The following is a 26,459-nucleotide window of genomic DNA, read 5'->3' on the forward strand; positions in this document are numbered from 1 at the left end:
GGTTCCCCCACTACACCGTCAAAACCACACAGCTGTCCGCATCCCAGCAGAGACGCACTTCGTCTCCCCAGGTCGGGGCACCTTTGCGGAAACGGTGGGCGTTTTGCAGCTGGGCGCTGATCATCTGGCCGCTGTGCAGCCGGACGTGATAGATAGAGAGATCGCCCAGATAGGCGATATGCACCACTTCGCCTACGGCAAAATTGCAGCCGTCCGCCGGAACGTTTTCACACAGCATCACTTTTTCAGGACGCAGCGCAACGTGAACCGGCACGCCGTCCGCTACCGCCGCGCTGAAATCGACCTTAAGAGGATGAATAAGGCCGGGGCTGTCAATAATCAGCGCCTCTTCCTGGCGTTCGCGCAGCAGCCCTTCAAACAGATTGACCGAGCCGATAAACTCCGCGCTGTAGCGCGTGGTCGGATTCTCGTAAATCTCTTCCGGTTCGCCAATCTGCACAAATTTCCCACGGTTCATAATGGCGATGCGTCCCGCCATCGTCATCGCTTCTTCCTGATCGTGCGTGACCATCACACAAGTCGCGCCGACACGCTCAAGAATGTCCACGACCTCAAGCTGCATACGATCGCGTAGCTTTTTATCCAGCGCGCCCATCGGCTCATCCAGCAGCAGCAGTTTAGGCCGCTTGGCCAGGCTGCGCGCCAGCGCCACGCGCTGCCGCTGACCGCCGGAAAGCTGATGCGGCTTACGCCGGGCGTACTCCTGCATATGTACCAGCGTCAGCATCTCCGCCACACGGCTGGCAATTTCCTCTTTGGGCAGGCGATCCTGCTTCAGGCCAAAGGCAATATTCTGCTCAACGGTCATATGCGGAAACAGCGCATAGGACTGAAACATCATATTGATGGGGCGCTGGTAAGGAGGCACATGAGAGAGATCCTGACCGTCGAGCACGATCTGGCCCGAGGTCGGCGGCTCAAAGCCCGCCAGCATACGCAACAGCGTGGACTTTCCACAGCCTGAAGCGCCCAGCAGCGCGAAAATCTCGCCTTTGTAGATCGTCAGATTGACATCATCAACCGCGTGCTGACCTTCAAAAGATTTGGTCAGATTGCGGATCTCAAGCAGAGGCGTCAGGGCCTTACCCGCTTTTTGCTGCGGACGGGGGATCGCGTCGTTCACTACCATTATTCTCCGGCGCTTAACGGATGACGGCCCACAGGCCGTAAAAAAGACAAAACAGAGGCCGGTCACTGCACCTCTGTTGTTTAGTCAACAGCGAGCCGCGCCCGCTCTGGTCAGTTACTTACCACTTTTAACTTTAGTCCATGCGCGCGTACGCACACGATCAAGTTTGGGCGACTGCACTTTCAGGACGAACAGCTTCGACATCGCATCCGGCGTCGGGAAAATGCCGGGGTTGTTGCGAATATCCTCATTAATCAGCGGCACTGACGCCTTGTTGCCGTTAGCGTAAAACGTCCGGTTAGAGACATCGGCTATAACCTTTGGCTCCATCAGGTAGTTGAGGAACTGGTAGGCCTCATCAAGGTTTTTAGCATCTTTAGGAATGGCCATCATGTCAAAGAACGCCAGCGCACCTTCTTTAGGAATGGTATAGGCGATATTGACGCCATTCTTCGCTTCCACCGCGCGGTTTTTTGCCTGCAACACATCTCCTGCCCAGCCGATCGCGACGCAGGTATTACCATTAGCCAGATCGTTGATGTACTGAGATGAGTGGAAGTAACGAATGCTCGGACGCAGCTTCATCAGCAGATCGGTAGCCGCGCCGGTATAATCTTTGGCATCCTCGCTGTTGGGATCTTTACCCAGATAGTTAAGAACGGTGGCGAAAATCTCTTCCGGGGCATCCAGGAAGGAGACGCCGCAGCTTTTCAGCTTCTCCAGGTTTTCCGGCTTCAGCACCAGATCCCAGCTATCTACCGGAGCGTCTTTACCCAGCGCCGCTTTTACTTTCTCGACGTTATAGCCGATACCGGTGGTGGCCCAGAGGTAAGGGATGGCATATTTATTCTCTGGATCGTGCTGTTCCAGCTTTTTCATCAGCTCAGGATCGAGGTTTTTATAGTTGGGCAGCTTACTCTTATCGAGCGGCTGAAACACGCCGGACTGGAGCTGGCGCGCCAGGAAGCTCGACGAAGGCGCCACGACATCATAGCCCGTGCTGCCGGCCATCAGCTTACCTTCCAGCACTTCATTGGAATCAAAGACGTCATAAACGACTTTTATACCGGTTTGCTTTTCAAAGTTTGGCACGGTGTCCGGCGAAATATAGTCGGACCAGTTATAAACGTGCAGCGTTTTATCAGCAGCCGCTGCGCCGGCGGAAGACGCCATCAGCACACCCGCTACCACAGTAGATAACCATTTTTTACGTTGGCTGAACATCTTCTCTCTCCTCCAGAACTGAGATTATTTACTACCGATAAGCAAACCGGCTGCCGGCCGCACTAAATCACTGCTGTACAATGAATGTTTATTCATCCAGCGGTAAACTAAAAAACCGCGCCTCCTGCAACAGCCCGCGCTGCAGAAAAATGCCAGGCCTGTAAACGCCCTGATGCATTAAGGGAGATACTGTCGCGCTAAGCACCTGACGTTCAGGCCGCTGTAGCCTTAAGTATAACGATTCTCTCTCTTTCGCAACGATGCACGTTGAATGCAGACCCGCAAGGATAGCCCCCCACGATGATTGAGGCCAGATCCCGGCGTAAAAAACGCCTTTTAGCGATTATTTATGCATTTTACCTGTAGTGAAAGGCCAGAGTGGCGCGAAAACACGTTGAATATCTGGCAGTATGGGGGTTAACACAGGATAAAAAGTGGTTGGACGGCGGCGCGTACCGGTGAATAACGCCGTATCCGGCAAGACAGGGAGTCAGATACCAACAGGTAAGTGAAGGGAAAGGGAAAGCAAAGGCGGGCCAGAGAGATGACCCGACAGCGAAAGGACGTTAATGCAGCAGCGAGTGGGCGCTCACAGCGGCGGGACGCTCTTCTTCCTCGCCCGGCACCAGCAGATGATTAGCAAAGGCTTCCAGCACCACCATCGAAATCTGCTCTTCGCTCTGCTTCATAAAGTGGACGAACTGCCCGTAGGTCAGCCCGGCGGTCACGCAGAACGACTGGCAGACGATCAGCTTCGGCAGATTATCATCCTGAATGTCCACAAATGCCTTCACGGTCAGCGAGCTGGCGTTTATCAGCGACAGATCGCCCACCAGGGGGATCAGCGCCGTGGGCTTCACTTCAGCCAGCGCGGAAAACAGGATGACATCATCAACCAGATCGAGCTTGGCATCGAACACCCCGTCAAAATTTTGCATATGCGGCAGGTGAAGGGCCTGACAGGAGTCACACTCAAACCAGGTAATGCTTTGCTGATCCAGCCAACGTCGTATTACGTCAATATCTGGAACGACGAGTGAATCCATGTACTTTATCTCATGCCGCCTTAAAATTGCGCTCTAGCTTACGGAAAAAAGGGGGCGAACACCACGCCTGCAGGATAAATATGACCTCAACCACCCGTTTTCAGACTGAAGCCAGGCTGCGCATGCGCTTCTGTCCAGGCGATCATCATTGAGGCGATATCCAGCCCCGTGGTCTTTTCAACGCCTTCCAGACCCGGCGAGGCGTTAACCTCCATGACCAGCGGGCCACGGCTGGCGCGTAAAATATCCACCCCGGCCACATCAAGTCCCAGCGTGGCCGCCGCCGTCACGGCAATGTGTCGCTCAACGTCGGTAATAGTGACCTGGCGGGCGGTTCCGCCGCGATGCAAATTGGAGCGGAAATCCCCCTCTTTTGCCTGCCGCTCAATGGCCGCCACCACGTTTCCGCCGATGACCAGGCAGCGAATATCCCGCCCCTGCGCCTCCTTGATATATTCCTGAACCAGGATCTGCGCATTCAGCCCGCGAAAGGCGTCAATGACGCTCTCGGCCGCCTGCCGCGTTTCAGCAAGCACCACGCCTATGCCCTGCGTGCCCTCAACCAGTTTGACCACCAGCGGCGCACCGCCCACCATCTCAATCAAATCGCGGGTATCATCCGGTGAATGTGCGAACCCGGTGACCGGCATGGCAATCCCCTGACGGGCAAGCAGCTGGAGCGATCGCAGCTTGTCCCTGGCTCGGGTAATCGCCACCGACTCGTTCAGGGGGTAGCTGCCGCACATCTCAAACTGGCGTAGCACTGCCGTCCCGTAAAAAGTTATTGCCGAACCGATACGGGGGATAACGGCATCAAAGCGTGCCAGCTGCCTGCCTCGATAGTGTATCGCGGAGGCGCCTGGATTGATGTTCATATAACAGGAGAGAGGATCGATCACCTCCACGCTGTGGCCACGCGCCCTTCCCGCCTGGAGCAACCTTCTGCACGAGTAAAGGGAACCGTTACAGGAAAGAATCGCAATTTTCACCAGATGCCCCCGGAAAACTTAACGCGTGGCCCAGCCCTGTTTATGCAGATAGTCCAGCATGAAGGGGCGGCTCTCCCTGATGATCGTCTTCTGAATATGCTCGCTCCAGCTTTCGCGGCGCTGATTACTTCCCCGGTTGAGGTAATACTCTTCATGCTCGCGGTCGTAGGCGGCCAGAACCTGCGGATCGACTGGCTGGTAGTGATTCTCATGCACCAGCATCGCGGCGGGCATACGCGGTTTTTTCTGCGGCGACTGTGCGGGCCATCCAATGCAGAAACCAAACAGCGGCAGGACATATTTTGGCAGGCCGAGCAGCTCGGTCACCTCAGCAATGCTGTTGCGGATGCCGCCAATAAAGACGCCGCCGAGGCCGAGCGACTCGGCGGCGGTCATGGCATTCTGGCCCATTAACGCGGTATCCACGCAGCCCAGCAGCAGCTGCTCAGCCAGGCCAAGCTGTGCTTCCGGGCAGATTTGCTGAAGGCGGTTAAAGTCGGCGCAGAAGATCCAGAACTCCGCCGCCTCTGCCACATAATGCTGTCCGCCGGTAAGGGTGACCAGCTTTTCACGCAGCTGCCGGTCTGTGATACGGATAACCGAAGAGCACTGAAGGAAGCTGGAGCTGGAAGCTGACTGCGCAGCGGCAAGAATCGCTTCGCGCTGCTCATCCTCAATGGCCTTGTCGGTAAAGGCGCGAATGGATCGGTGAGAGCAAAGCAGCTCAATGGTCGGCGTCATGGTTATCTCCTGGTCTGTTTTTATCATGCGGTCTGTCCATACTAAACAACTCCGGCGCCAGTGCTTTAGCCGTTCGCCACATCATCAGCGCAGCGGCCGGAAGCATCAGGGCAATGCCGGCGAATACCAGTATTGTGGCGGTCAGCGGGCCGGCAAAAGCTGCGGGCAAGGGTAGCATCTGATGCAGCACCAGGTAAGAGGCAACCAGCATTATTACCCCGAGCGCCTCCATGATCAGCACCGGTACGGGTAAGCGAGTAAATGCACGCAAGAGAAGGCTCCTTAAAAAGTGATGCTGCTCTGCCCCCGGAAGTGAGCAGAGTCGTTTTCTTCGCATAGTCTTCACGAATCAGACCAACAGGTAATTCCTTCTTCCCATTACAGGTCGAAGCGGGCATCATAATCGCCAGCTACGCTTAACATGTGACGCAAGTCACAAAAAATCGCACTTTGAGGAGAAACCTATGTTTGCAGTGATTTTCGGACGTCCTGGCTGTCCTTACTGTGTTCGCGCAAAAGAACTGGCTGAAAAACTGACCGAAGAGCGTGAAGATTTTAACTTCCGCTACGTGGATATCCACGCTGAAGGCATCACCAAAGCCGACCTGGAAAAGACCGTGGGCAAACCGGTTGAAACCGTACCGCAGATTTTCCTCGATCAGGACCACATTGGCGGCTGTACTGAGTTTGAAGCCTATGCCAAAGAGAACCTGGGTCTGTTCCAGTAATCTGCACGCTTCCCGGCACGGCCTTTTTCGCCGCCTGCCACAGCAAAAAAAGCCGACGCGTTGTCGGCTTTTTATTGTCTGCTACGCAGACCCCCTCTGTTTGTGCAGCGTCAATCGCGCGCGGGCAGCAGCATTCGACACAGCATCACGCCCAGCGCACCTGAGCCACACCAGAAAACGGCGCTGGTCATAAACGCCAGTTCCTGCATCAGCACGCTGCTGCTGAAAAAATGCAGGCGGATCAGCAGCAGACAAAGCGGCGTGGCCAGCAGTGCCCCCAGTAACGCTACGCCGAGCGGCCAGCGCCTGACGTTCAGCGCCGCTATCGCACCAGGTAACGTAAACATCAGCAGCCCCAGACGTGACTGGGTATGCGAAACATTTTCCATCTCCATTTCATATCTGACCGCCAGAAAGACGATACAGTAAAGCGTAAAGCAGGTTACCACGCCCGCCCAGGAGATATCTCTAAACACGTTAAGCCCCTCTTTCGCCAATTTATGTCGTAATCTCACCGGAAATACACCGGCTGTTTTTTCTGTCATGAAGAGTCCACGAACCGTTAAATATTCACGGCTTTTATCTGGCTGAAAAAGATCGAAGCGTTTAAAATGGCGACCGTTTTGTCAGGTGCTGGACGACAGTACCTGAATAATCTGAACAGGGCCGCTGCTCTGCTGGCAGTAAGGCAAAGTTAGCGCATAACCCCATTTATTTCAATACGTTAGTGGTAAACAAGAAGTTAAACCGTGAATATAAACGTCGCAAATTTGTTAAGTGGAAATGACATCCTGTTATTATTTGTTGTGCTGGCGCTGGGACTCTGTCTGGGGAAATTACGCTTAGGCTCTGTCCAACTGGGTAATTCCATTGGCGTTTTAGTCGTTTCACTTCTGCTCGGCCAGCAGCACTTTGGCATTAATACTGATGCGCTAAATTTAGGTTTTATGTTATTTATTTTTTGCGTTGGCGTGGAGGCCGGGCCCAACTTTTTTTCCATCTTCTTCCGCGACGGTAAAAATTATCTGATGCTGGCGACCGTTATGGTCAGCAGCGCAGTTATCATTGCGCTTGGCCTGGGGAAATTGTTCAAGTGGGATATCGGCCTGACGGCAGGCATGCTGGCGGGCTCTATGACTTCCACCCCGGTTCTGGTCGGCGCCGGGGATACGCTCCGGCAAACGCTGCAACCCGGCGAGGCGCTCAATCAGGCGCAGAACAATCTCAGCCTCGGCTATGCGCTTACCTACCTGGTGGGGCTGGTCAGCCTGATTTTCGGGGCCCGCTATCTGCCTAAGCTACAGCATCAGGATCTGCCTACCAGCGCTCAGCAAATCGCCCGTGAACGCGGACTCGATCCGGACAGCCAGCGCAAAGTCTATCTGCCGGTGATCCGCGCCTATCGCGTGGGTCCCGAGCTGGTGGCCTGGACAGACGGTAAGAACCTGCGCGAACTGGGGATTTATCGCCAGACCGGCTGCTACATTGAACGTATCCGCCGCAACGGTATTCTGGCAAATCCGGACGGCGATGCGGTGCTCCAGCAGGGCGACGAGATATCGCTGGTGGGCTATCCGGATGCGCATTCGCGTCTCGATCCCAGCTTTCGTAACGGCAAAGAGGTTTTTGACCGTGACCTGCTGGATATGCGCATTATTAATGAAGAGATCGTGGTCAAAAATAATAACGCAGTAAATAAACGCCTCAGTCAGTTAAAGCTGACCGATCACGGCTGTTTCCTGAACAGGGTTATCCGCAGCCAGATTGAAATGCCGATTGATGACAGTATTATTTTGAATAAAGGCGACGTTCTGCAAATAAGTGGCGAAGCCCGTCGCGTTAAATCGGTCGCCGATAAGATCGGATTTATCTCAATTCATAGTCAGGTTACCGATCTCCTCGCTTTCTGCGCCTTTTTTATTATCGGGTTAATGATAGGCATGGTCACCTTCCAGTTCAGCACCTTTAGTTTTGGCATTGGAAATGCGGCAGGTTTATTATTTTCCGGCATTCTTCTCGGTTTTCTCCGCGCTAATCATCCCACTTTTGGTTATATCCCCCAGGGCGCGCTGACGATGGTAAAAGAGTTTGGCCTGATGGTTTTTATGGCAGGCGTAGGTCTTAGTGCAGGTAGCGGCTTGTCACATGGTCTGGGCGACACGGGCTTAATGATGCTGATAGCCGGCCTGATGGTAAGTCTGCTGCCGGTGGTGATCAGCTTTCTGTTTGGTGCCTGGGTATTAAAAATGAACCGTGCGCTGCTGTTCGGCGCCATCATGGGTGCGCGCACCTGCGCCCCGGCGATGGAGATCATCAGCGATACCGCACGCAGTAATATTCCTGCGCTGGGTTACGCTGGCACCTACGCCATCGCTAACGTTTTGCTGACCCTTGCCGGGACGCTTATCGTTATAATCTGGCCGATGATCCCGCTTTAAGAAAATATTTAGGGGTCCGTAAGAACTTTTAATTCTGCGCGCAGTCATAATTAATGCCACTGCTTTTCTTTGAAATTCCCAAATTGCGGAGCCCGTTAATCTGATGATTAGCGGGTTTTTTTCATTCTGGGCCTTTTTCACCCCCGTTTTCGCTTTTTTCTCCTTGTTTTTCACTCTTTCTCCGGTCCGGTTCCCGGCTATTTTTTATCGAACCTTAACAGAAGTACAACCAGCAGCCCGATCAGGAATATGCCTGTTTACCTTCCTGACGCCCACTTTTATCTTATGCCGCTGACGTTGTTACTGGCTGGTGGGCTGTTTTCTCACCGCGTCCGGCGTCAGCCAGAAAGCGGGCGGCGCAAAAGCTTGCCGCGTCACTGGCCCCATTTTACTTTTGGATGCTTTTTGCATCTGCTTAACAAGGCGAGGAAATAAAGATGATTGAAGCGTTAAACCGGACACTTTTTCTCTGGATCAACGCCACGCCAACATCGCCAGACTGGTTAATCGCGCTGGCAACCTTTATCGCCCGGGATCTGATTCTTATCGGCCCACTGGCTATCCTTGCTTTATGGCTTTGGGGGGCGGACCATCAGCTCAAGGCGCAGCGGCGGCTGGCGCTGAAAACCGCCATTGCGCTGGCCTACGCCCTGACGATTTCCTGGTGTCTGGGTAATCTGTTTCCCCACGAGCGCCCCTTTGTCGCCGGTATCGGGCATCAGTTTCTGCCGCACGCCCCCAGTGAATCCTATCCAAGCAACCACGGCACCATCATCTTTACTTTTGCCATTGCCTTCCTGTGCTGGCACCGCGTCTGGTCAGGGGTCTTACTGATGCTGATTGCCACGACGATTGCCTGGTCGCGTATTTATCTGGGCGTGCACTGGCCGATTGATATGCTTGGCGGACTGCTGGTCAGCATGCTCTCCTGTCTCTTTGCCCAGATCGCGTGGCATTACTGCGGCAGACGCCTGATGGATAACTGTTCCGCGCTTTACCGCTTACTGTTCGCCTTTCCTATTCGCAAAGGTTGGGTACGTCACTAACCGCATCAAAATAGAGTTCAGGGTGGTTAATTCCACCCTTTATTTATTTCCTGCCTTCACCTCCTTCGTTGCGCAATAAAGATAAAAAACGCATAAAATTTAATAGTGGCTTGCGCAAGCGGTGATTAAATAACCAGCTGCGCCAGCCTTTATTTTATAAATTATTGATTTAAATCAATTAAAACCTTACGCCTGATTAAAATACCACCACTTTTGCTGCATATTAATAGTGATAAAAAGCCATTATTTCAGTGAAAAAAACCACACAAACGCGCAATCTATGGAACAAAAATCCATCTGGTATTTTTTATGCAGAGCATATATCTAAAAATAATCTGATAATTGTGACTAAGATCGCCAGAATCCCCGCATTATCCGCTTTCATCTTTGCTTTCTTTTGATAAAGTGTCGGCCTTCCCGATCAGAGCCGTTAATTAAATTACGCCGGTAAAGCCGCGCCTGTTTATTTCTCTGCGCAATTTACTTCACTGTTTTCATATCGGAGAGCATCATGGAATCATCCAAAACGGCAACGTTTGAACTGGCTGCTGCCACGGACGCAGAAACATGGCGTAAAAGCGACACTATGTGGATGCTGGGGCTTTATGGCACCGCCATCGGCGCGGGCGTCCTTTTTCTGCCAATAAACGCCGGCATTGGCGGGCTGATCCCGCTACTTGTTATGGCGCTGCTCGCGTTTCCCATGACCTACTTTTCCCATCGCGGACTGTGTCGCTTTGTGCTTTCCGGCAAAAAGCGGGGAGAAGATATTACCGGCGTTGTAGAGGAGCACTTTGGCGCCGGCGCCGGGAAGCTGCTCACCCTGCTCTACTTCTTTGCCATCTACCCCATCCTGCTGGTTTATAGCGTGGCGATCACCAACACGGTCGAAAGCTTTATGACCCACCAGCTGCATCTTAACGCGCCGCCGAGAGCGCTGCTGTCGCTGATTCTGATTGTCGGCCTGATGGCTATCGTGCGCTTTGGCAAGGAGATGATCGTCAAAACCATGAGCGTGCTGGTCTATCCGTTTGTTCTGGTACTGATGGCGCTGGCCCTGTTCCTGATCCCCCACTGGAACAGCACCATTTTTCAGAATGTCAGCCTGGCTGGGAGTGGCAAAGGGTTATGGATGACGCTGTGGCTGGCGATCCCGGTGATGGTTTTTTCTTTCAACCACTCGCCGGTTATCTCCGCCTTTGCGGTGGCGAAGCGTGAAGAGTATGGGGAAGCGGCGGAGAAAAAATGCTCGCGCATTCTGGCCCGCAGTCATCTGATGATGGTCTGCACGGTGATGTTTTTTGTTTTCAGCTGCGTGCTGAGCCTGTCGCCGGAAAATCTCGCCGAGGCCAAGGCGCAGAACATCTCAATCCTTTCCTATCTGGCTAATCACTTTAATACGCCGCTGATGGCCTGGCTCGCCCCGGTTATTGCGATGGTGGCGATTACCAAATCTTTTCTGGGTCACTACCTTGGCGCGCGTGAAGGCTTTAACGGTCTGATGGTGAAGTCACTCGGCAAGCGCGGCAAGTCGCTGTCTGAGCAGAAATTAAACCGCATTACAGCGCTGTTTATGCTGGTCACAACCTGGCTGGTCGCCACCCTCAACCCGAGCATTCTGGGTATGATTGAGACGCTTGGTGGTCCGGTCATCGCCATTCTGCTGTTCCTGATGCCGATGTACGCCATTAACAAAGTGCCGGCGATGCGTCAGTACAGCGGCAGTCTCAGTAATCTGTTCGTGGTATTAACGGGCCTGGTAGCCATTTCGGCCATCGTCTGGGATCTGATTTAAAGACCACAAGGGGCAGTCTGCGCTGCCCCTTGTTCGCTCACGCCGTCAGGCGAACCACTTGCCGAACCAGCCCGTCATTTTCATCATCACGAAATCCCAGACCCTGCTGAAAATGCCGCCTTCGCTGACCTCCTCCATCACCACCAGCGGATGCTGCTCAATGGTTTTGCCATCAAGCTGAAAATCAATCACGCCGACCTGCTGATTTTTCTTCAGCGGCGCCTTCAACTGCGGCTGAGATAAGGTAAAGCTGGCCTTAATATTTTTAATCTGGCCTTTAGGAACCGTAATCGCCACGTCGCTTGCCACGCCTAATTTGACCTCTTTTTTATCACCGTACCAGACGCGCTGGGTGACAAAAGGGGCATCCGCTTTAACCGGCGTAAAGGTTTCGAAGAAGCGGAAGCCCCACGTCAGCAGCTTTTCACTCTCGCGAAAGCGGATACCGTCAGTGGCCGCGCCCAGTACCACGGAAATCAGACGCTGATCGCCATCCACGGCGGAGGCGACAAGATTATTGCCCGCCCCCGCCGTATGCCCGGTTTTGATGCCGTCAACCTTGAGGTTGGTACTCCATAACAGGCGGTTACGGTTGTACTGATGAATGCGGTTAAACGTGAACTCTTTCTCTTTGTGCAGCGCGTACTCTTCCGGCACATCGCGGATCAGCGCCTGGCCAATCAGCGCCATATCCCGTGCGGTACTGTACTGCCCTTCAGAATCCAGACCGTGAACGGTTTTAAAATGCGTGTTTTTCAGCCCCAGCGCCTGTACATAGTTGTTCATCAGATCGACAAAGGCATCCTGGCTTCCGGCAACGTAATCAGCAAGCGCAATACTGGCGTCATTGCCGGACTGGATAATAATGCCCTTATTCAGCTCCGATACAGGAATGCGATCGCCCGGTTTAAGAAACATCAGAGAGGAGCCTTGCAGCACAGGGTTTCCGGTTGCCCAGGCGTCATTACCGATGGTGACCAGGTCATCAACGGAAATTTTCCCCGATTTGATTGCCTGGCCGATAACGTAGCTGGACATCATTTTGGTCAGGCTCGCGGGATCGAGACGCTGATCCGCCTGGGATTCAGCCAGCACTTTGCCACTGTTGTAGTCGATCAGGATCCAGGCCTTCGCTTCAATTTGCGGCGGGGAAGGCGCGTCTACCGCTCTGGCGGGCGTGAGGGTGACCAGCAGAAGCGTAGCGGAGAATGAGAGCGCCCAGGCGCTGAGTGAGTGGCGTATTTTCTTCATGGCAAGACCCAGGTATCCATCTGAAAGATAATAATTTTGCAGCGCAAGAGGCACAATTCCGCTTACGCTATCGCTTCTGTGTCCGGAATTAAACTGCTGCTCCGTAAAGTTTTCTAGAGTTTATTAGAAAAACCCTGGCGAGAACGTGCGGCACTCCTTAACACGCCGATAAAGCCAGGTGAAATTCCGATTTTTCGCACCGGGATCCGCAGCGTCATATATTTCGATTAGGCTGTTAAAAACCCGCTTCAGGAGTAACGATGATGGATTTAGCGCTGTTCGATCTTGATGAAACGCTGATTTGTGAAGACAGCACCGCTTTGTGGTTACGCTGGCTCGCCTCTCAGGGTTATGCGCCGGCAACGCTCATTGCCACAGGGCAGACGCTGATGGCGCAGTATCGCCAGGGTACGCTGACGATGGAGGAGTATATGACCGCCACGCTTTCCCCCATCGCCGGCAGAGGCACGCTGACCGTGTCAGGCTGGGTCAGACGGTTTATCCAGCGGGATATCCTGCCGCGTGTCTATCCTTCAGCAAGGGAGAGGATGATGTGGCACCAGCAGCGCGGCGATCGGGTGATGGTGGTCTCCACCAGCGGTGAGCATCTTGTGATACCGATTGCGGAACAACTCGGCGCACACGGCGCGCTGGCTATTGGCGTGGAGATCGTCGGCGACCGTTACAGCGGTCACTCTTACGGCACGATAAGCTGTCATGAAGGAAAAATTACCCCGCTGAATGACTGGCTGACGGTACAGAACGATGATGCCTATGAGCGGACATGGGCCTACAGTGACTCTATCCACGATTTGCCGATGCTGGAGCAGGCCGATCATGCCTATGTCATTAACCCTGCCGGACCGCTGCACGCGCTGGCGCAGCAGCGCGGCTGGGAAGTTTGTCGCTGGGTCAAATAAGCCTGGGTTGGGCCGGTTACTCCGCCAGGCCCACCTTAAGCAATTTGCCGTCGCTTTCGTCAGTCAGCACATAGAGGTAACCATCAGGCCCCATCCTGACGTCGCGAATACGCTCACCGCGATCCTTGAGCAGGCGCGATTTTTCCGTGACCCGATCGCCATTGACGGTCAGATGAATAAGGCTTTTATCTTTCAGCGCGCCGATAAAAAGCGAGTTTTTCCATTGCGGAAAACGCGCGCTGTTATAGAACGCCATGCCGCTGAGCGCCGGAGAGACCTTCCACCAGAATACCGGCTGCTCTGTACCTGGCGCCTTGCTCCCTTGCGACCCGACGACTTTACCGCCGCCATAGGCCTCACCCCAGGTCGCCAGCGGCCAGCCATAGTTTTTACCTTTGCGCAGAATATTGACCTCATCGCCGCCGCGCGGGCCATGTTCATTTTCCCACATCTCCTGCGTCCAGGGGTTGAGCGCTATTCCCTGCGGATTCCGTACGCCTGAGGCCCAGATCTCCCCCCTTGCATCCGGCTTGTCGGTATAAGGATTATCAGCAGGAATGCTGCCGTCAGCGTTAAGACGGATCACTTTGCCCGCCAGCGAGGAGAGATCCTGCGCTGTTTCCGCCTGAAAGTTATCGCCGAAAGTAATGTAGAGCATGCCGTCGCGATCGAAGGCCATCCGTGAACCCAGGTTAGCGCCACCGGACAATTTAGGCATCTGACGAAGCACCGGTTTAAAGCCGCTAAGCTGCGTATTATCCTCACTCAGCGTTCCCACGCCGACCACTGCGCCTGCCCGTCCGCGCTCATCTGCTTCGGTATAGCTCAGCCAGACGCGGCGACTTTTGGGGAAATCGGGCGCAAGCACCACGTCCAGCAGCCCTCCCTGCCGCTGCGCCCAGACGTCAGGGACGCCGCTGATGGGCTTTGACAGCCCCTTGCCGGGTTGCCAGAGCCGGAGCTGACCAGGCCGTTCAGTAATCAACATTCCCTGATTATCGGGCAGGAAGGCAACGGCCCAGGGGTGATCCAGGCCTTTTTGTAATTCGGTCACGGTCAGTTTTTCGGCGGCGGCGACGCCCGCAGTAAAAAGCGAAATGCTAAGCAGACACGTTTGCAGAAGTCGGGACATGCTGTTTCTCCGGATAAAAAGAGGGCTGAAGTAACCTTAGCGAAGATGTTTTCTGCACGCGCCACCTTTACAAAAAATCAAAATGTGTAAGGGATTCAGCTAACTCGATCGTTTAAAAAAAGTACTGGATATTTAACCAGTCAACTGTATAATATTTCTACTGCCCGCTCGGGTGTCTTTTGAAAAGCTTGGGGGTAAACCTATGATGATTTCGACAGAAAACCTCAGCTCGCTGAATCAATCGGTCACGATGAGCAGCCGGGAAATCGCCAAATTAGCCGGTATTCCGCACGGCGAAGTCAAACGGCTGATCAAAACGCTGGAAACCACGCAGCGTCTTTCTCAACCGCTGACCATCGGCGTATATGAGCGCGAGGGCGAAGCGCGTCAGGAATATTGCCTGAACAAGCGCGATTCGCTGCTGGCGATGGCGCGCCTTGCGCCCGCGTTTATCGCTCAGGCGCTGGATAACTGGCAGGAGCGCGAAAGAGATACCCGCCTGCCCGACTTCACCAACCCGGCGGCGGCGGCGCGCGCCTGGGCAGAGCAGTTTGAACAGCGTCAGGCGGCCGAGCAGCAGCTTGCCCTTTTCGCCCCGAAGGCCGCCTTCTTTGACCGTTTTGTGCAGGTGGAGGAGTCGCTGGGCTTTCGCCAACTCTGCAAAATGCTGAAGGTAAAAGAGTCTGATTTCCGGCAGTTCCTGCTTGAGCGTAATATTATGTATCGCGCCAACCGGGCGCTGATGCCGCAGCAGCATCACATCGAGGCGGGCTATTTCACGGTACGTACCAGCGTGGGCGAAAACCTGCACGCCTTCTCACAGGCGCGCTTTACCGCTAAAGGCGTGAAGTGGATAACGAATCTGTGGGCGACGCACCTCGCCGCGCAAACCAAAGGCGCAGCGGCATAAACGCATTTCTCCGGCCATGGAACGGCCTGAAGCAACCTGTTTTTAATCTGTTGTCCCTGGCGGTACGCAGCTAGCGCGATTGTCTGCTGGTAGCGACGGTCAGCCCCTGAATGGAGGCGCAGAAAGCGCAGAGGTAGCCTGACGATGCGACGCCTATGAAAGCCCTGTGCTCAAACCGCTTATACGCGGGCTTTCCGGCGTCTGCTGCGCTGTTCAGCCATATTCAGCCTGATGCTTTTTCTTCCTGGCCAGATAGTCCTTGTCCTCCCGGATTTTGTCCCACTCCGCCTTGAAGATAGCCGCCGCTGCCGCCTTTTCCTCATTGAGTATCCGGGGCAGCTCCTCCCGGTTTTCATCATATTTCCGGCCGCCTTTATGGTTAGCGTAGCGCCTGGCGCGGGTGTAGCCCATCTGGATAAACTTGCGCGCCATATCCATGCCGACAAAATCGTCACTATCGCGATAGGCTTCAAACAGTTTCATGATTTCGGCTGCCGAAACTTTCGCTATCTCCTCCGTCTTAAACCGCCAGTGGGGAAGAATTTCACTCTTATAGGGCTCGACCATCAGAACGCCCTGCTCGCCCCGTCCGACCTGATAACGTTCAGGCTGTTTGCGAAAATCGATCTGTTTGAAATCCTGCTGATAATCGAATTCCTTCACCGGTTATCCTCCCGAGAAAATAATCAGTCTGGCACAGAATGAGAGAGGCTGCGCCTGCGGTCAGCAGGCGCAAAGGGCGGGAGGCAAATAATCAGCTTTTCAGTTTCGGATCGAGTGCGTCGCGCAGGCCGTCGCCCAGCAGATTAAATGCGAGCACGGTGAGGAAGATGGCCAGGCTCGGGAAAATCGCCACGTGCGGGGCCATCACCATATCTGCACGCGCCTCGTTCAGCATCGCGCCCCATTCCGGCGTTGGCGGCTGCGCCCCCAGACCGAGAAACGACAAACTGGCGGCGGTGATGATTGAGGTGCCGATGCGCATCGTAAAATAGACCACGATGGAGGAGAGCGTTCCCGGCAAAATGTGGCGCAGAATGATGGTCAAATCGGGTACGCCAATGCTGCGTGCCGATTCTATGTAGGTCATCTGCTTCAGCACCAGCGTATTTCCGCGCACCAGGCGGGCAAACGCAGGAATGCTGAAAATGGCTACCGCAATGATCACATTGGACATGCCGCTGCCCATAATCGCCACCACCGCAATCGCCAGCAGGATGCCCGGAAAAGCAAAAAGTACATCGCTGATGCGCATAATGATCCGATCCCACCATCCCTGATAATAGCCGGCCAGCAGGCCCAGCAGCGTGCCAATTGCCGCCCCAATTGCGACCGAAATAAAACCTGAAATCAGCGACAGACGCGTACCCAGCAGGACACGGCTGAAGATATCCCGGCCCAGCGAATCGACGCCAAACCAGTGCATGGCCGACGGCCCTTCGGTCAGCCTGTCGTAGTCAAAATAGTTTTCAGCATCGAACGGCGCCAGCCAGGGCGCAAGCACCGCCACGATAATCAGCAGCAGCACAAAAAGCCCCGAGATCATCGCCACTGGCTGACGGCGAAAACGCCGCCAGAACTCATGCCAGGGCGTGCGCACGCGATGGGGATTTACCGTTGGCATGGCGGCAAGCGCCGCGTTACGTCGCCAGTTTTTCATCGCGGGTCCTTATTTGTAGCGTATCGCCGGGTTGATTGCGGCATACAGCAGATCGACAATCAGATTAATGAGGATGAACTCCAGCGAAAAAAGCAGCACTTCCGCCTGCACGACCGGATAGTCACGCATCGCTACCGAATCCACCAGCAGACGCCCCAGCCCCGGCCAGTTGAACACCACCTCCACCACAATAGAGCCGCCCAGCAGAAAGCCGAATTGCAACCCCATCATGGTCACTACTGGGATCATTGCGTTGCGCAGCCCGTGCTTAACCACGACCAGCGATTCACGCACGCCCTTGGCTCTGGCGGTCCGCATATAATCTTCCTGCATCACCTCCACAAACGAGGCGCGGGTAAAGCGGGCCATGATTGCCGCGACCGCCGCGCCAAGCGTAACAGAGGGCAGAATATAGTGCTGCCAGCTGTCTGCCCCCACCGTCGGCAGCCAGCCCAGCTCAACGGAGAAGACCTGCATCAGCAGCATTCCAAGCGCGAATGAGGGAAATGAGATGCCCGATACCGCAAGCGTCATGCCCAGGCGATCGGGCCAGCGATTGCGCCAGACGGCTGAGACAATGCCAATAGCCATCCCGAAGATCACCGACCAGACCATGCTGCTCAGCGTCAGCCAGAGCGTGGGTAAAAACCGGGCAGCGATCTCTTCAGAAACCGGGCGTCGGGAGACCATCGAATAGCCGAAATCGCCCTGAAGCGCGTTGATGATATAGTGCCAGAACTGCTGAATCATCGGCTGGTCGAGGCCAAGCTGTTCACGCACCAGCGCCACCACAGTGGCATCCGCTTCCGGGCCGGCAATCAGACGCGCCGGATCGCCCGGCAGCATATGCACAAACAGAAACACCAGCACCGCGACAATCAGCAGCGTGGGGATCAGCCCCAGTAAACGTCGGATAAAGTAATTAAGCATGCGTTTTCCTGCGCTTCACACAGCCGCGCCTCCCGGGATGAGAGGCGCGAACCCTGGTGCGGCGTTACTTCAGGTCAGCTTCATCAAAGCTGAACGAGGTGTCCGGCATGACGTAGAAGCCCGTCAGGTTTTTGGTATTCGCCGAGACCAGTTTTTCCACCACCAGCGGCACCCAGGGACGATCCTGCCAGATGCGGTCCTGAGCATCTTTATACAGGGTGGCTTTTTTCTCGCCGTCGGTCGTGTTCAGCGCGTCGGCCAGATCTTTATCCACCTGCGGGTTGCTGTAGAAGGCGGTGTTAAAAATCGTTGGCGGCCAGGACTGCGTGGCAAACAGCGGCGTCAGCGCCCAGTTAGCTTCTCCCGTGGAGGCTGACCAGCCGGTATAGAACATGCGCACGCCGCTCTCTTTCTGGCCTTTTTCCTCCACTTCTGCCGCCCGCTGGCCCGCATCCATCGCGGTGACCTTCACCTTGATACCCACCTGAGCGAGCTGCTGCTGGGTGAACTGCAACACCTTCTGCGCGGTACTGTGATTATGGGATGACCAGAGCGTGGTCGTAAAGCCATCCGGATAACCGGCCTCCTTCAGCAGCTCACGCGCCTTCGCCGGGTTATATTCCGGAAGCGGGTAACTTTGCGAGTACTGAATTGCCGGCGGCACAATGCCGGTGGCCGGGGTGGCATAACCGGCGAAGGCCACTTTTACCAGCGCCTGCCGGTTAATTGCGTAGCTGAGGGCCTCACGCACCTTCACGTTATCAAAAGGCTTCTGCGTAACGTTAAGGCTGATGTAGCGCTGCATGATGGACGGCGAAGTCACCAGATCCAGCTTCGGATTTTTCTCCAGCAGCCTGGCCTGCTCGTAAGGAACCGGGAAAGCAAAATTAGCTTCACCCGTTTGCAGCATGGCGGCACGGGTATTGTTATCCACTACCGGGCGCCAGGTAATGGTATCGAGTTTGGGATAGCCCTTTTTCCAGTAGCCGGCAAATTTCTTCACCTTCACAAAATCCGTCTGGTTCCAGGTGTCCAGCTCATAGGGTCCGGTGCCGACCGGATGGAAGCCGATCTCTTTACCATACTTCTTCAGCGCGGTGGGCGAGATCATCGCCGCTGCGGGGCTGGCCAGCGTGTTAATAAACGCGGAAAACGGCTGCTTCAGGGTGATTTTTACCGTGGTGGGATCGAGGACTTCCGTAGTGGCAATCGACTTAAACAAATTATACCGCTTGAGATGATTGTCCGGATTGCTGGCGCGATCGAGATTGACCTTGACCGCCTCCGCATTGAAATCAGTGCCGTCCTGGAAGGCGATCCCGCTACGCAGCTTGATGGTGTAGGTCAGCCCGTCCGCACTCGCCTGATAGCTTTCCGCCAGCACGTTGGTAAGCTTCATCTCTTTATCAAAGCCGAACAGCCCCTGATAGAACGATTTCGCTACCGCCTGAGACAGCGTATCGTTGGCGTCATAGGGATCGAGCGTGGTGAAATTGGACCCGACAGCAATCACCGCATCTTTTGCTGCCCAGGCGGGAACGGCGACGAAGCTGCCCAGCAGCCCGGCGGTCAACAGTAACTTACGTTTGCCATGCATTCTCATTATGCCTTCCTCTCCTGTAAACCCTGTTTAGTGTTATGTAATGGTTCAGACGCCGCCGATAGCATGGCGGGCAACATAGTGTCCGGCGCCCACTTCTACCAGCTGAGCCACTTCGGGTTCTTCCCCCAGCGCCCGGATCGGGCTGGGTATTTCATCGACCAGCAGCGCCCTTTCCCGCCGGCGATGGCGGGGATCGGCGATGGGGACGGCTGACATCAGCTTGCGCGTATAGGCGTGCTGAGGATTTTCGAAAACCGCCTGCCGTGGGCCAATTTCAACAATCTGTCCAAGATACATCACTGCGACCCGGTGGCTGATCCGCTCCACCACCGCCATATCATGCGAAATAAACAGAAAGGCGATGCCAAACTCGCGCTGTAAATCCAGCATCAGATTAATGATTTGCGCCTGGATTGAGACATCCAGCGCCGAGACCGACTCGTCGGCAATGACCACTTTCGGATTCAGGGCGAGGGCGCGGGCAATACAGATACGCTGGCGCTGACCGCCGGAGAACTCATGCGGATAGCGACGGGCATGTTCGGGCAGCAGCCCAACCCGCTCCAGCAGCCAGTCAACGCGCGCCTGCGCCTCCCGACCCTTAGCAATGCCGTGCACCAGCAGCGGTTCCATAATGGAAAAGCCCACCGTCAGCCGGGGATCGAGCGAGGCGTAGGGATCCTGAAAAATAAACTGGATGTCGCGTCGTAAATGAGAGAGCGCGGCGCCCGAAAGGTTATCTATCCGCTGGCCGTTGAAGGTGATCGTGCCTCCCTGGCTCTCAACCAGCCGGAGCAGCGAACGACCGGTAGTGGATTTACCGCAGCCGGACTCCCCCACCAGCGCCAGCGTTTCGCCCGGCCGCAGATCGAAGCTGACTTTCTCCACGGCGTGAACCCGCCGGGTTACCCTGTTAAAAATGCCGCTGCGGATATCGAAGCGGGTCACCAGATCGCGGACCTGGAGAACCGGCGCGGCATCGGCCACCACGGTATTCTGTGGCTGCGCCGCTTCGTCGGTTTCCTGCTGTCCCGGCAGCGGGAAATGCGCCGGGAAGGGCTTGCCGGTCATCGCCCCCAGTTTTGGCACGGCGGCGAGCAGCGCCCGGGTATAGGCCTGCTGCGGCGCCTGAAAGATTTTTTCGACCGGGCCGGTTTCCACCACGTCGCCGCGATACATCACCTGAACGCGATCGGCCATTTCCGCCACCACGCCCATATCGTGGGTAATAAAAATCACCCCCATCTGCATCTCTTTTTGCAGTACCCGTATCAGCTGGAGGATCTGCGCCTGGATGGTTACGTCGAGCGCCGTCGTCGGCTCATCGGCAATCAGCAGAGCCGGACGGCAGGAGAGCGCCATCGCAATCATCACCCGCTGGCGCATCCCGCCGGAGAGCTGATGAGGAAAGCGCGACAGCACGTTTTTCGCTTCAGGAATGCGCACCAGATCCAGCATACGCTCCGCTTCTTTCAGCGCCTCGCGGTGGCTTTTGCCCTGATGCAGGCGGATCGATTCGGCAATCTGTTCACCGACCGGGAATACCGGATTCAGCGAGGTCATCGGCTCCTGAAATATCATTGCCATATCGGCGCCACGAATGCGCCTTAGCTGGGACGGCGCGGCGCTGGCAAGATCGACAAGCTGGTTATTCCGCCGCCTCAGCCACATTTCACCGCTGTCGATGCGCCCGCCGCCCTGCTCAACCAGCCGCATCAGCGCCAGGGAAGTGACCGACTTACCGGAGCCTGATTCCCCCACGATGGCGACCGTTTCGCCGCGCTGTACATCCAGCGACAGATTATTGACCGCCTGAACGATCTCCCCTTCCTGGCGGAAGCTGACGCTCAGGTTTCTGACCGCTAACACCTGCCCTTCAGGCAGTTCCGATTCTGTTATCGTCATCCGTCCGCCCGATCTTCGCGATAGATCCCCACGTTCGGCTCATCGCCCACGTAGCCATAGCCCCGGTACATGCCTTCACTGTTGAACGGCAGCGCCACATTGCCGTCACGGTCAACGGCAATCGCACCGCCGCTGCCGCCCAGCACGGGGATTTTTTCCATGATCACGCGATCGCTGGCCTCTTTTAACGACAGGCCGCGGTACTCCATCAGCGCGGCGATATCGTAAGCGGCCAGCGTTCGCATAAAGACTTCCCCGGTGCCGGTACAGGAGACGGCGACATTCGCGTTATTGGCATAGCAGCCCGCCCCGATAACCGGTGAGTCTCCCACCCGCCCAACCTGTTTGTTGGTCATTCCCCCGGTCGAGGTTGCCGCCGCGAGGTTTCCCGCGAGATCGAGCGCCACGGCACCCACGGTGCCAAATTTACGATCGGGATCGAGTGGATCGCCGGAAGCGTTTGCTTCACCATCATGATCGAGTACCGTCTGGTGTGTCCTGAGCGCCCGCTGAAGCTGCTCCCGGCGTTCCTCCGTCGAGAAGAAATCGGGTGAGACTTGCTCAAGGTCATGAGCGGCGGCAAAGGCTTCCGCGCCCGCACCCATAAAGAGGACGTGCGGGCTTTTTTCCAGTACTGCCAGCGCGGCCAGCACCGGATTGCGGATGCGGCTGACTCCCGCGACGGCCCCCGCCTCCAGCGTGCGGCCATCCATCACGCAGGCATCCAGTTCGTGCGTCTCCTGGTGGGTGAATACGGCACCCTTTCCCGCATTAAATAACGGGCATTCCTCAAGCAGACGCACCGCTTCAGTAACGGCAGCCAGCGCGCTCCCGCCTTCGGCGAGAATGGCCTGCCCCCGGGTGACGATCTCCGAAAGCGCCTGAATATAGTGCTGCTCTTTTTCCGGCTGCATGTTTGCGCGGGAGATTGCCCCTGCGCCACCGTGTATCGCGATGACTGCTCTGACCATAACCCTTTATCCCAAGTGGCAAATCAGCATGAAAAACACTGAGTTAGAATGAATTCAATCAGTTTAGACACGTTTTCGACTATAGGCAGGCTGTAAAGTGATGTAAAGCATAATGTTGGCAGGCTGACAGCCAGGGAAAAGTCTGAGTGGAGAGCCGCGTGGGGTTTTCGTGACCCAAAACCTGATTCGCGCCATAATAGCGCTATCTGATTTTAACGCCTGCCCCTTCATCCGGGCACGCCGGAGACTTTATGGAATCCTTCACCGCGGGACTTATTTCCCTCGACGACGCACTGGCGACAATGCTGATGCGCATTACCCCTGTTACAGAAACGGAAACGATCCCCATTACCGCCGCAGCGGGCCGGATAACGGCCTCATCCGTGATCTCTCCACTAAACGTTCCCCCTTTTGCCAATTCGGCTATGGATGGCTACGCCGTTCGCCTCGCGGATCTCCAAACCGGTCCGCTGGCGATAGCAGGCAAGGCATTTGCCGGTACGCCCTATCGCGGCGACTGGTCGCCTGGCAGCTGTATCCGCATTATGACCGGCGCGCCGGTGCCAGAAGGTACGGAAGCGGTCGTTATGCAGGAAGAAACGGAACAGGTGGGTGACAGGATCCGCATTACTGCCGCCGTAAACGCCGGGCAGAATATCCGTCTTGCCGGTGAAGATATTCAGCAGGGTGCTGGCGTGCTCGACGCGGGTATACGACTGGGCGCGGCGGAGCTGCCGCTGCTCGCCTCACTGGGCATCGCCAGTGTCGAAGTCCGGCGCAGGCTGAAAGTTGCCATCTTCTCGACCGGTGACGAGCTTCAGCCCGTCGGACAGCCGCTGGCAGAGGGGCAAATTTATGACACTAACCGCTTTGCGGTGCGGCTTATGCTGGACAAGCTGGGGTGTGAAACGATCGATCTGGGTATTATTCGCGACGATCCCACAGCGCTGCGTGCGGCTTTTGAACGGGCAGACAGCCAGGCCGATGTGGTGATCAGCAGCGGCGGGGTTTCCGTGGGCGAAGCGGATTACACTAAACAGATGCTGGAGTCGCTGGGCGAAGTTACCTTCTGGAAGCTGGCGATCAAGCCCGGTAAACCTTTTGCTTTTGGCCGGCTTAAGCAGAGCTGGTTCTGCGGTCTGCCGGGTAATCCGGTCTCCGCCGCGCTGACCTTCTATCAGCTGGTTCAGCCACTGCTGGCGAAGCTTGCCGGCGAGCCGGGCCCGGCGCTCCCTCCACGCCAGCGGGTAAAAGTCGCCGAAAAACTTAAAAAGTCGCCGGGAAGACTCGATTTTCAGCGAGGTATCCTGACGCGCAATGCGGAGGGCGAGCTTGAGGTACGCAGTACCGGCCCGCAGGGATCGCACGTTTTCAGCTCCTTCAGCCAGGGCAACTGTTTTATTGTGCTGGAGCGCGATCGCGGCAGCGTGGCACCGGGCGAATGGGTGGATGTGGAGCCCTTTAACGTGCTGCTGGAGGGGTAGTTATGCTGCCGGAACTCAGCGACGAAGAGATCCTGCGTTACAATCGCCAGATTGTGCTGCGGGGGTTTGACTTCGAAGGTCAGGAGCAGCTGAAAGCTTCCAGGGCGCTGATTGTGGGTCTTGGCGGACTGGGCTGCGCCGCCAGCCCCTATCTGGCGTCCGCCGGAACAGGCCATCTGACTCTGCTGGATTTTGACCAGGTATCCCTTTCCAATCTGCAACGCCAGACGCTGCACGGCGATGCCCAACTGGGCGTGCCAAAAGTGGAGTCTGCACGTCAGCGGCTGAGCGCCATCAATCCGCATATCACGCTTCAGGCAATCAACGCCCAGCTTGATGATGAAGCGCTCAGCGCCCTGGTCGCCGGGCATGATGTGGTGCTGGACTGTACGGATAATGTAGCCACTCGGGAACAGCTTAACCGCCTCTGTTTTGCGCATAAAACCCCGCTGGTTTCCGGGGCGGCTATCCGCATGGAGGGGCAGATTAGCGTCTTTAGCTGGCAGGAAGCGCAGCCCTGCTATCGCTGCATCAGCCGGCTTTTTGGCGATGCCACCTTAAGCTGCGTTGAGGCGGGCGTGATGGCCCCGCTGGTGGGGGTGATTGGGTCGCTACAGGCGATGGAGGCAATTCGTGTGCTGACGCACTATGGCAGCAGCGTGGCGGGCAAACTGCTGATCTATGACGCGATGACGCTCCAGTTCCGCGAAATGAAAGTGGGCAAAGATCCGGCCTGCGAGGTCTGCGGCCAGCCCGCCTGAACAGCAGCAGGCCGGGGCCCAACGCCTCTGCGTGAACGGCGCGCTTCAGCCTGAGGTAAAATAAGCGCGCCGTTCGCGTTTTTCGTCAGGCAACATCCTGGCTGTCAGGGTCATCTTCGTAAGCGAAAAATATAAAAAAGGGAGCGTTTCCGCTCCCTTTCCGTCAGGCGATACCTTTGCTGCGAAGGTAGTCTTCGTAGTTGCCGGTAAAGTCTTTAAGCTTGCCTGGCGTCATTTCGATCACGCGGGTGGCAAGTGAACTGACGAATTCGCGGTCATGCGAAACGAAAATCAGCGTACCTTCGTACATCTCCAGCGCCATATTCAGCGCTTCGATCGATTCCATATCGAGGTGGTTGGTCGGCTCATCCATAATCAGCACGTTCGGTTTTTCCATCATCAGCTTGCCGAACAGCATCCGTCCCTTTTCCCCACCGGAAAGCACTTTAGCGGGCTTTTTAATATCATCCTGGCTGAACAACAGGCGGCCAAGGATACTGCGAACCGCCTGCTCATCGTCGCCTTCCTGCTTCCACTGACTCATCCAGTCGAATACCGTCAGGTCATTAGCGAAATCATGGGCGTGATCCTGCGCGTAATAGCCGATGCGCGCGTTTTCAGACCACTTCACCGTGCCGTTATCGGGCTGCAGTTCGCCTACCAGCGTTTTCAGCAGCGTGGTTTTACCGATGCCGTTCGGGCCGAGAATAGCCAGCTTTTCGCCCACTTCCAGCAGCAGATCGAGGTTTTTAAACAGCGGACCCTGCTCGAAACCTTTGGTCACGGCTTCCAGCGCCAGCGCATTACGGAACAGTTTTTTATCCTGATCGAAGCGGATAAACGGGTTCTGACGGCTTGATGCTTTTACCTCTTCCAGCTTGATTTTATCTATCTGCTTAGCCCGCGAGGTTGCCTGGCGGGATTTTGAGGCGTTGGCGCTGAAGCGGCTGACGAAGGATTGCAGCTCGTTAATCTGCGCCTTTTTCTTGGCGTTATCGGAAAGCAGACGGTCGCGTGCCTGGGTCGCCGCCGTCATATACTCATCGTAGTTGCCCGGATAAACGCGCAGCTCGCCGTAGTCCAGATCGGCCATATGGGTGCAGACCATATTCAGGAAGTGACGGTCGTGCGAAATGATGATCATGGTGCTGTTACGTTCGTTCAGCACCTGCTCCAGCCAGCGAATAGTATCGATGTCCAGGTTGTTCGTTGGCTCATCGAGCAGCAGGATTTCCGGATTAGAGAAAAGTGCCTGCGCCAGCAGGACACGCAGCTTCCAGCCCGGCGCTACTTCGCTCATCGGGCCGTAGTGTTGCTCAAGCGGAATACCCACGCCCAGCAGCAGCTCACCGGCACGCGCTTCGGCAGTGTAGCCATCCATTTCGCCATATTTGACTTCGAGATCGGCTACTTTATAGCCATCATCTTCACTCATTTCAGGCAGTGCGTAGATGCGGTCACGCTCTTCCTTCACTTCCCACAGCTCGCCGTGGCCCATGATGACGGTATCCAGCACGGTATACTGCTCAAAGGCGAACTGATCCTGGCGCAGCTTACCGATACGTTCGTTCGGATCGAGAGAGACGTTGCCGGCGGACGGGACAAGATCGCCGCCCAGGATTTTCATAAAGGTGGACTTGCCGCTACCGTTAGCGCCGATCAGGCCGTAGCGGTTGCCGCCGCCAAATTTGACAGAGATGTTTTCGAACAGCGGCTTACTGCCAAACTGCATGGTGACGTTGCTGGAAACTAGCACAGGATTGCCTTTCGTTTGC

The 26,459-nt window shown here is 55.8% G+C and carries 24 protein-coding genes; 8 read left to right on the forward strand and 16 right to left on the reverse strand.

All coding sequences use genetic code 11. The annotated features are described in order from the left end of the window. Window positions 1–10: 10 nt before the first annotated feature. The 6 genes from potG to AAH446_RS04750 form a co-directional block, all read right to left on the reverse strand. The gene (gene potG, locus AAH446_RS04725) at window positions 11–1,144 is read right to left on the reverse strand and encodes a putrescine ABC transporter ATP-binding subunit PotG (protein WP_342905819.1); all 1,134 of its coding nucleotides are present in this window, start codon (window positions 1,142–1,144) and stop codon (window positions 11–13) included. A 120-nt stretch (window positions 1,145–1,264) separates the two neighbouring features. Continuing rightward, the gene (gene potF / locus AAH446_RS04730; RefSeq protein WP_342905536.1) at window positions 1,265–2,374 is read right to left on the reverse strand and encodes a spermidine/putrescine ABC transporter substrate-binding protein PotF; all 1,110 of its coding nucleotides are present in this window, start codon (window positions 2,372–2,374) and stop codon (window positions 1,265–1,267) included. 566 nt (window positions 2,375–2,940) lie between these two features. Next, window positions 2,941–3,420, reverse strand: coding sequence for a YbjN domain-containing protein (locus AAH446_RS04735; RefSeq protein ID WP_342905537.1), 480 nt, complete (start codon window positions 3,418–3,420; stop codon window positions 2,941–2,943). A gap of 86 nt (window positions 3,421–3,506) precedes the next feature. Further along, on the reverse strand, window positions 3,507–4,409 hold the full coding sequence (gene rimK, locus AAH446_RS04740) for a 30S ribosomal protein S6--L-glutamate ligase (RefSeq protein WP_342905538.1): 903 nt from the start codon (window positions 4,407–4,409) through the stop codon (window positions 3,507–3,509). Window positions 4,410–4,427: 18 nt separating this feature from the next. After that, window positions 4,428–5,150: an oxygen-insensitive NADPH nitroreductase gene (gene nfsA, locus AAH446_RS04745; protein WP_342905539.1), complete on the reverse strand. Its 723-nt coding sequence runs from the start codon at window positions 5,148–5,150 to the stop codon at window positions 4,428–4,430. Further along, window positions 5,134–5,421, reverse strand: coding sequence for a YbjC family protein (locus AAH446_RS04750; protein ID WP_342905540.1), 288 nt, complete (start codon window positions 5,419–5,421; stop codon window positions 5,134–5,136). Before AAH446_RS04750 ends, nfsA begins: the two co-directional genes overlap by 17 nt. Window positions 5,422–5,614: 193 nt before the next feature. On the opposite strand from AAH446_RS04750, the gene AAH446_RS04755 reads away from it, so the two are divergent. Beyond that, the gene (locus AAH446_RS04755) at window positions 5,615–5,878 is read left to right on the forward strand and encodes a GrxA family glutaredoxin (protein WP_342905541.1); all 264 of its coding nucleotides are present in this window, start codon (window positions 5,615–5,617) and stop codon (window positions 5,876–5,878) included. Between the two features lie 110 nt (window positions 5,879–5,988). On the opposite strand, the gene ybjM is transcribed toward AAH446_RS04755, so the two are convergent. Next, a complete protein-coding gene (gene ybjM / locus AAH446_RS04760) occupies window positions 5,989–6,354 on the reverse strand; it encodes an inner membrane protein YbjM (protein ID WP_342905542.1) in 366 nt (121 codons plus the stop codon). 273 nt (window positions 6,355–6,627) lie between these two features. On the opposite strand from ybjM, the gene AAH446_RS04765 reads away from it, so the two are divergent. The 3 genes from AAH446_RS04765 to AAH446_RS04775 all read left to right on the forward strand — a co-directional run bounded on the left by AAH446_RS04765 (window position 6,628) and on the right by AAH446_RS04775 (window position 11,157). Then, on the forward strand, window positions 6,628–8,316 hold the full coding sequence (locus tag AAH446_RS04765) for an aspartate:alanine antiporter (RefSeq protein ID WP_342905543.1): 1,689 nt from the start codon (window positions 6,628–6,630) through the stop codon (window positions 8,314–8,316). Between the two features lie 440 nt (window positions 8,317–8,756). Further along, window positions 8,757–9,362: an undecaprenyl-diphosphate phosphatase gene (gene ybjG, locus AAH446_RS04770; protein WP_342905820.1), complete on the forward strand. Its 606-nt coding sequence runs from the start codon at window positions 8,757–8,759 to the stop codon at window positions 9,360–9,362. Between the two features lie 511 nt (window positions 9,363–9,873). Then, the gene (locus AAH446_RS04775; protein ID WP_342905544.1) at window positions 9,874–11,157 is read left to right on the forward strand and encodes an HAAAP family serine/threonine permease; all 1,284 of its coding nucleotides are present in this window, start codon (window positions 9,874–9,876) and stop codon (window positions 11,155–11,157) included. A gap of 45 nt (window positions 11,158–11,202) precedes the next feature. Here the strand turns inward: AAH446_RS04775 and AAH446_RS04780 are convergent, their stop codons facing one another. Further along, on the reverse strand, window positions 11,203–12,408 hold the full coding sequence (locus AAH446_RS04780) for a serine hydrolase (RefSeq protein ID WP_342905545.1): 1,206 nt from the start codon (window positions 12,406–12,408) through the stop codon (window positions 11,203–11,205). A 263-nt stretch (window positions 12,409–12,671) separates the two neighbouring features. Between AAH446_RS04780 and AAH446_RS04785 the strand changes: the two genes are divergently transcribed. Continuing rightward, window positions 12,672–13,328: an HAD family hydrolase gene (locus AAH446_RS04785; protein ID WP_342905821.1), complete on the forward strand. Its 657-nt coding sequence runs from the start codon at window positions 12,672–12,674 to the stop codon at window positions 13,326–13,328. Between the two features lie 16 nt (window positions 13,329–13,344). On the opposite strand, the gene AAH446_RS04790 is transcribed toward AAH446_RS04785, so the two are convergent. Further along, window positions 13,345–14,460, reverse strand: coding sequence for a PQQ-dependent sugar dehydrogenase (locus AAH446_RS04790; RefSeq protein WP_342905546.1), 1,116 nt, complete (start codon window positions 14,458–14,460; stop codon window positions 13,345–13,347). Window positions 14,461–14,662: 202 nt separating this feature from the next. Between AAH446_RS04790 and AAH446_RS04795 the strand changes: the two genes are divergently transcribed. Beyond that, entirely contained in the window at window positions 14,663–15,370 is a 708-nt protein-coding gene (locus tag AAH446_RS04795) for a phage antirepressor KilAC domain-containing protein (RefSeq protein ID WP_342905547.1), read from the forward strand. Between the two features lie 213 nt (window positions 15,371–15,583). On the opposite strand, the gene AAH446_RS04800 is transcribed toward AAH446_RS04795, so the two are convergent. The 6 genes from AAH446_RS04800 to AAH446_RS04825 all read right to left on the reverse strand — a co-directional run bounded on the left by AAH446_RS04800 (window position 15,584) and on the right by AAH446_RS04825 (window position 22,439). After that, on the reverse strand, window positions 15,584–16,033 hold the full coding sequence (locus AAH446_RS04800) for a DUF4385 domain-containing protein (RefSeq protein ID WP_342905548.1): 450 nt from the start codon (window positions 16,031–16,033) through the stop codon (window positions 15,584–15,586). Window positions 16,034–16,124: 91 nt separating this feature from the next. After that, the gene (gsiD, locus tag AAH446_RS04805) at window positions 16,125–17,030 is read right to left on the reverse strand and encodes a glutathione ABC transporter permease GsiD (protein WP_342905549.1); all 906 of its coding nucleotides are present in this window, start codon (window positions 17,028–17,030) and stop codon (window positions 16,125–16,127) included. Window positions 17,031–17,039: 9 nt separating this feature from the next. Beyond that, on the reverse strand, window positions 17,040–17,960 hold the full coding sequence (gene gsiC / locus AAH446_RS04810) for a glutathione ABC transporter permease GsiC (protein WP_342905550.1): 921 nt from the start codon (window positions 17,958–17,960) through the stop codon (window positions 17,040–17,042). A gap of 64 nt (window positions 17,961–18,024) precedes the next feature. Then, the gene (gsiB, locus tag AAH446_RS04815; RefSeq protein WP_463322768.1) at window positions 18,025–19,563 is read right to left on the reverse strand and encodes a glutathione ABC transporter substrate-binding protein GsiB; all 1,539 of its coding nucleotides are present in this window, start codon (window positions 19,561–19,563) and stop codon (window positions 18,025–18,027) included. 45 nt (window positions 19,564–19,608) lie between these two features. Further along, the gene (gsiA, locus tag AAH446_RS04820; RefSeq protein ID WP_342905551.1) at window positions 19,609–21,468 is read right to left on the reverse strand and encodes a glutathione ABC transporter ATP-binding protein GsiA; all 1,860 of its coding nucleotides are present in this window, start codon (window positions 21,466–21,468) and stop codon (window positions 19,609–19,611) included. Then, a complete protein-coding gene (locus AAH446_RS04825) occupies window positions 21,465–22,439 on the reverse strand; it encodes an isoaspartyl peptidase/L-asparaginase (protein WP_342905552.1) in 975 nt (324 codons plus the stop codon). Before AAH446_RS04825 ends, gsiA begins: the two co-directional genes overlap by 4 nt. Window positions 22,440–22,690: 251 nt before the next feature. On the opposite strand from AAH446_RS04825, the gene moeA reads away from it, so the two are divergent. Next, window positions 22,691–23,923, forward strand: coding sequence for a molybdopterin molybdotransferase MoeA (gene moeA / locus AAH446_RS04830; RefSeq protein ID WP_342905553.1), 1,233 nt, complete (start codon window positions 22,691–22,693; stop codon window positions 23,921–23,923). A gap of 2 nt (window positions 23,924–23,925) precedes the next feature. Beyond that, window positions 23,926–24,684 (forward strand): molybdopterin-synthase adenylyltransferase MoeB, encoded by a 759-nt coding sequence (gene moeB, locus AAH446_RS04835; protein WP_342905554.1) that lies wholly within the window; start codon window positions 23,926–23,928, stop codon window positions 24,682–24,684. 163 nt (window positions 24,685–24,847) lie between these two features. On the opposite strand, the gene AAH446_RS04840 is transcribed toward moeB, so the two are convergent. Further along, window positions 24,848–26,440, reverse strand: a complete 1,593-nt coding sequence (locus AAH446_RS04840) for an ABC-F family ATPase (RefSeq protein ID WP_342905555.1) — start codon at window positions 26,438–26,440, stop codon at window positions 24,848–24,850. Between the last annotated feature and the right edge of the window lie 19 nt (window positions 26,441–26,459).

Origin of the sequence: Erwinia psychrophila (genome assembly GCF_039023475.1) — a bacterium.
GTDB lineage: Bacteria > Pseudomonadota > Gammaproteobacteria > Enterobacterales > Enterobacteriaceae > Erwinia.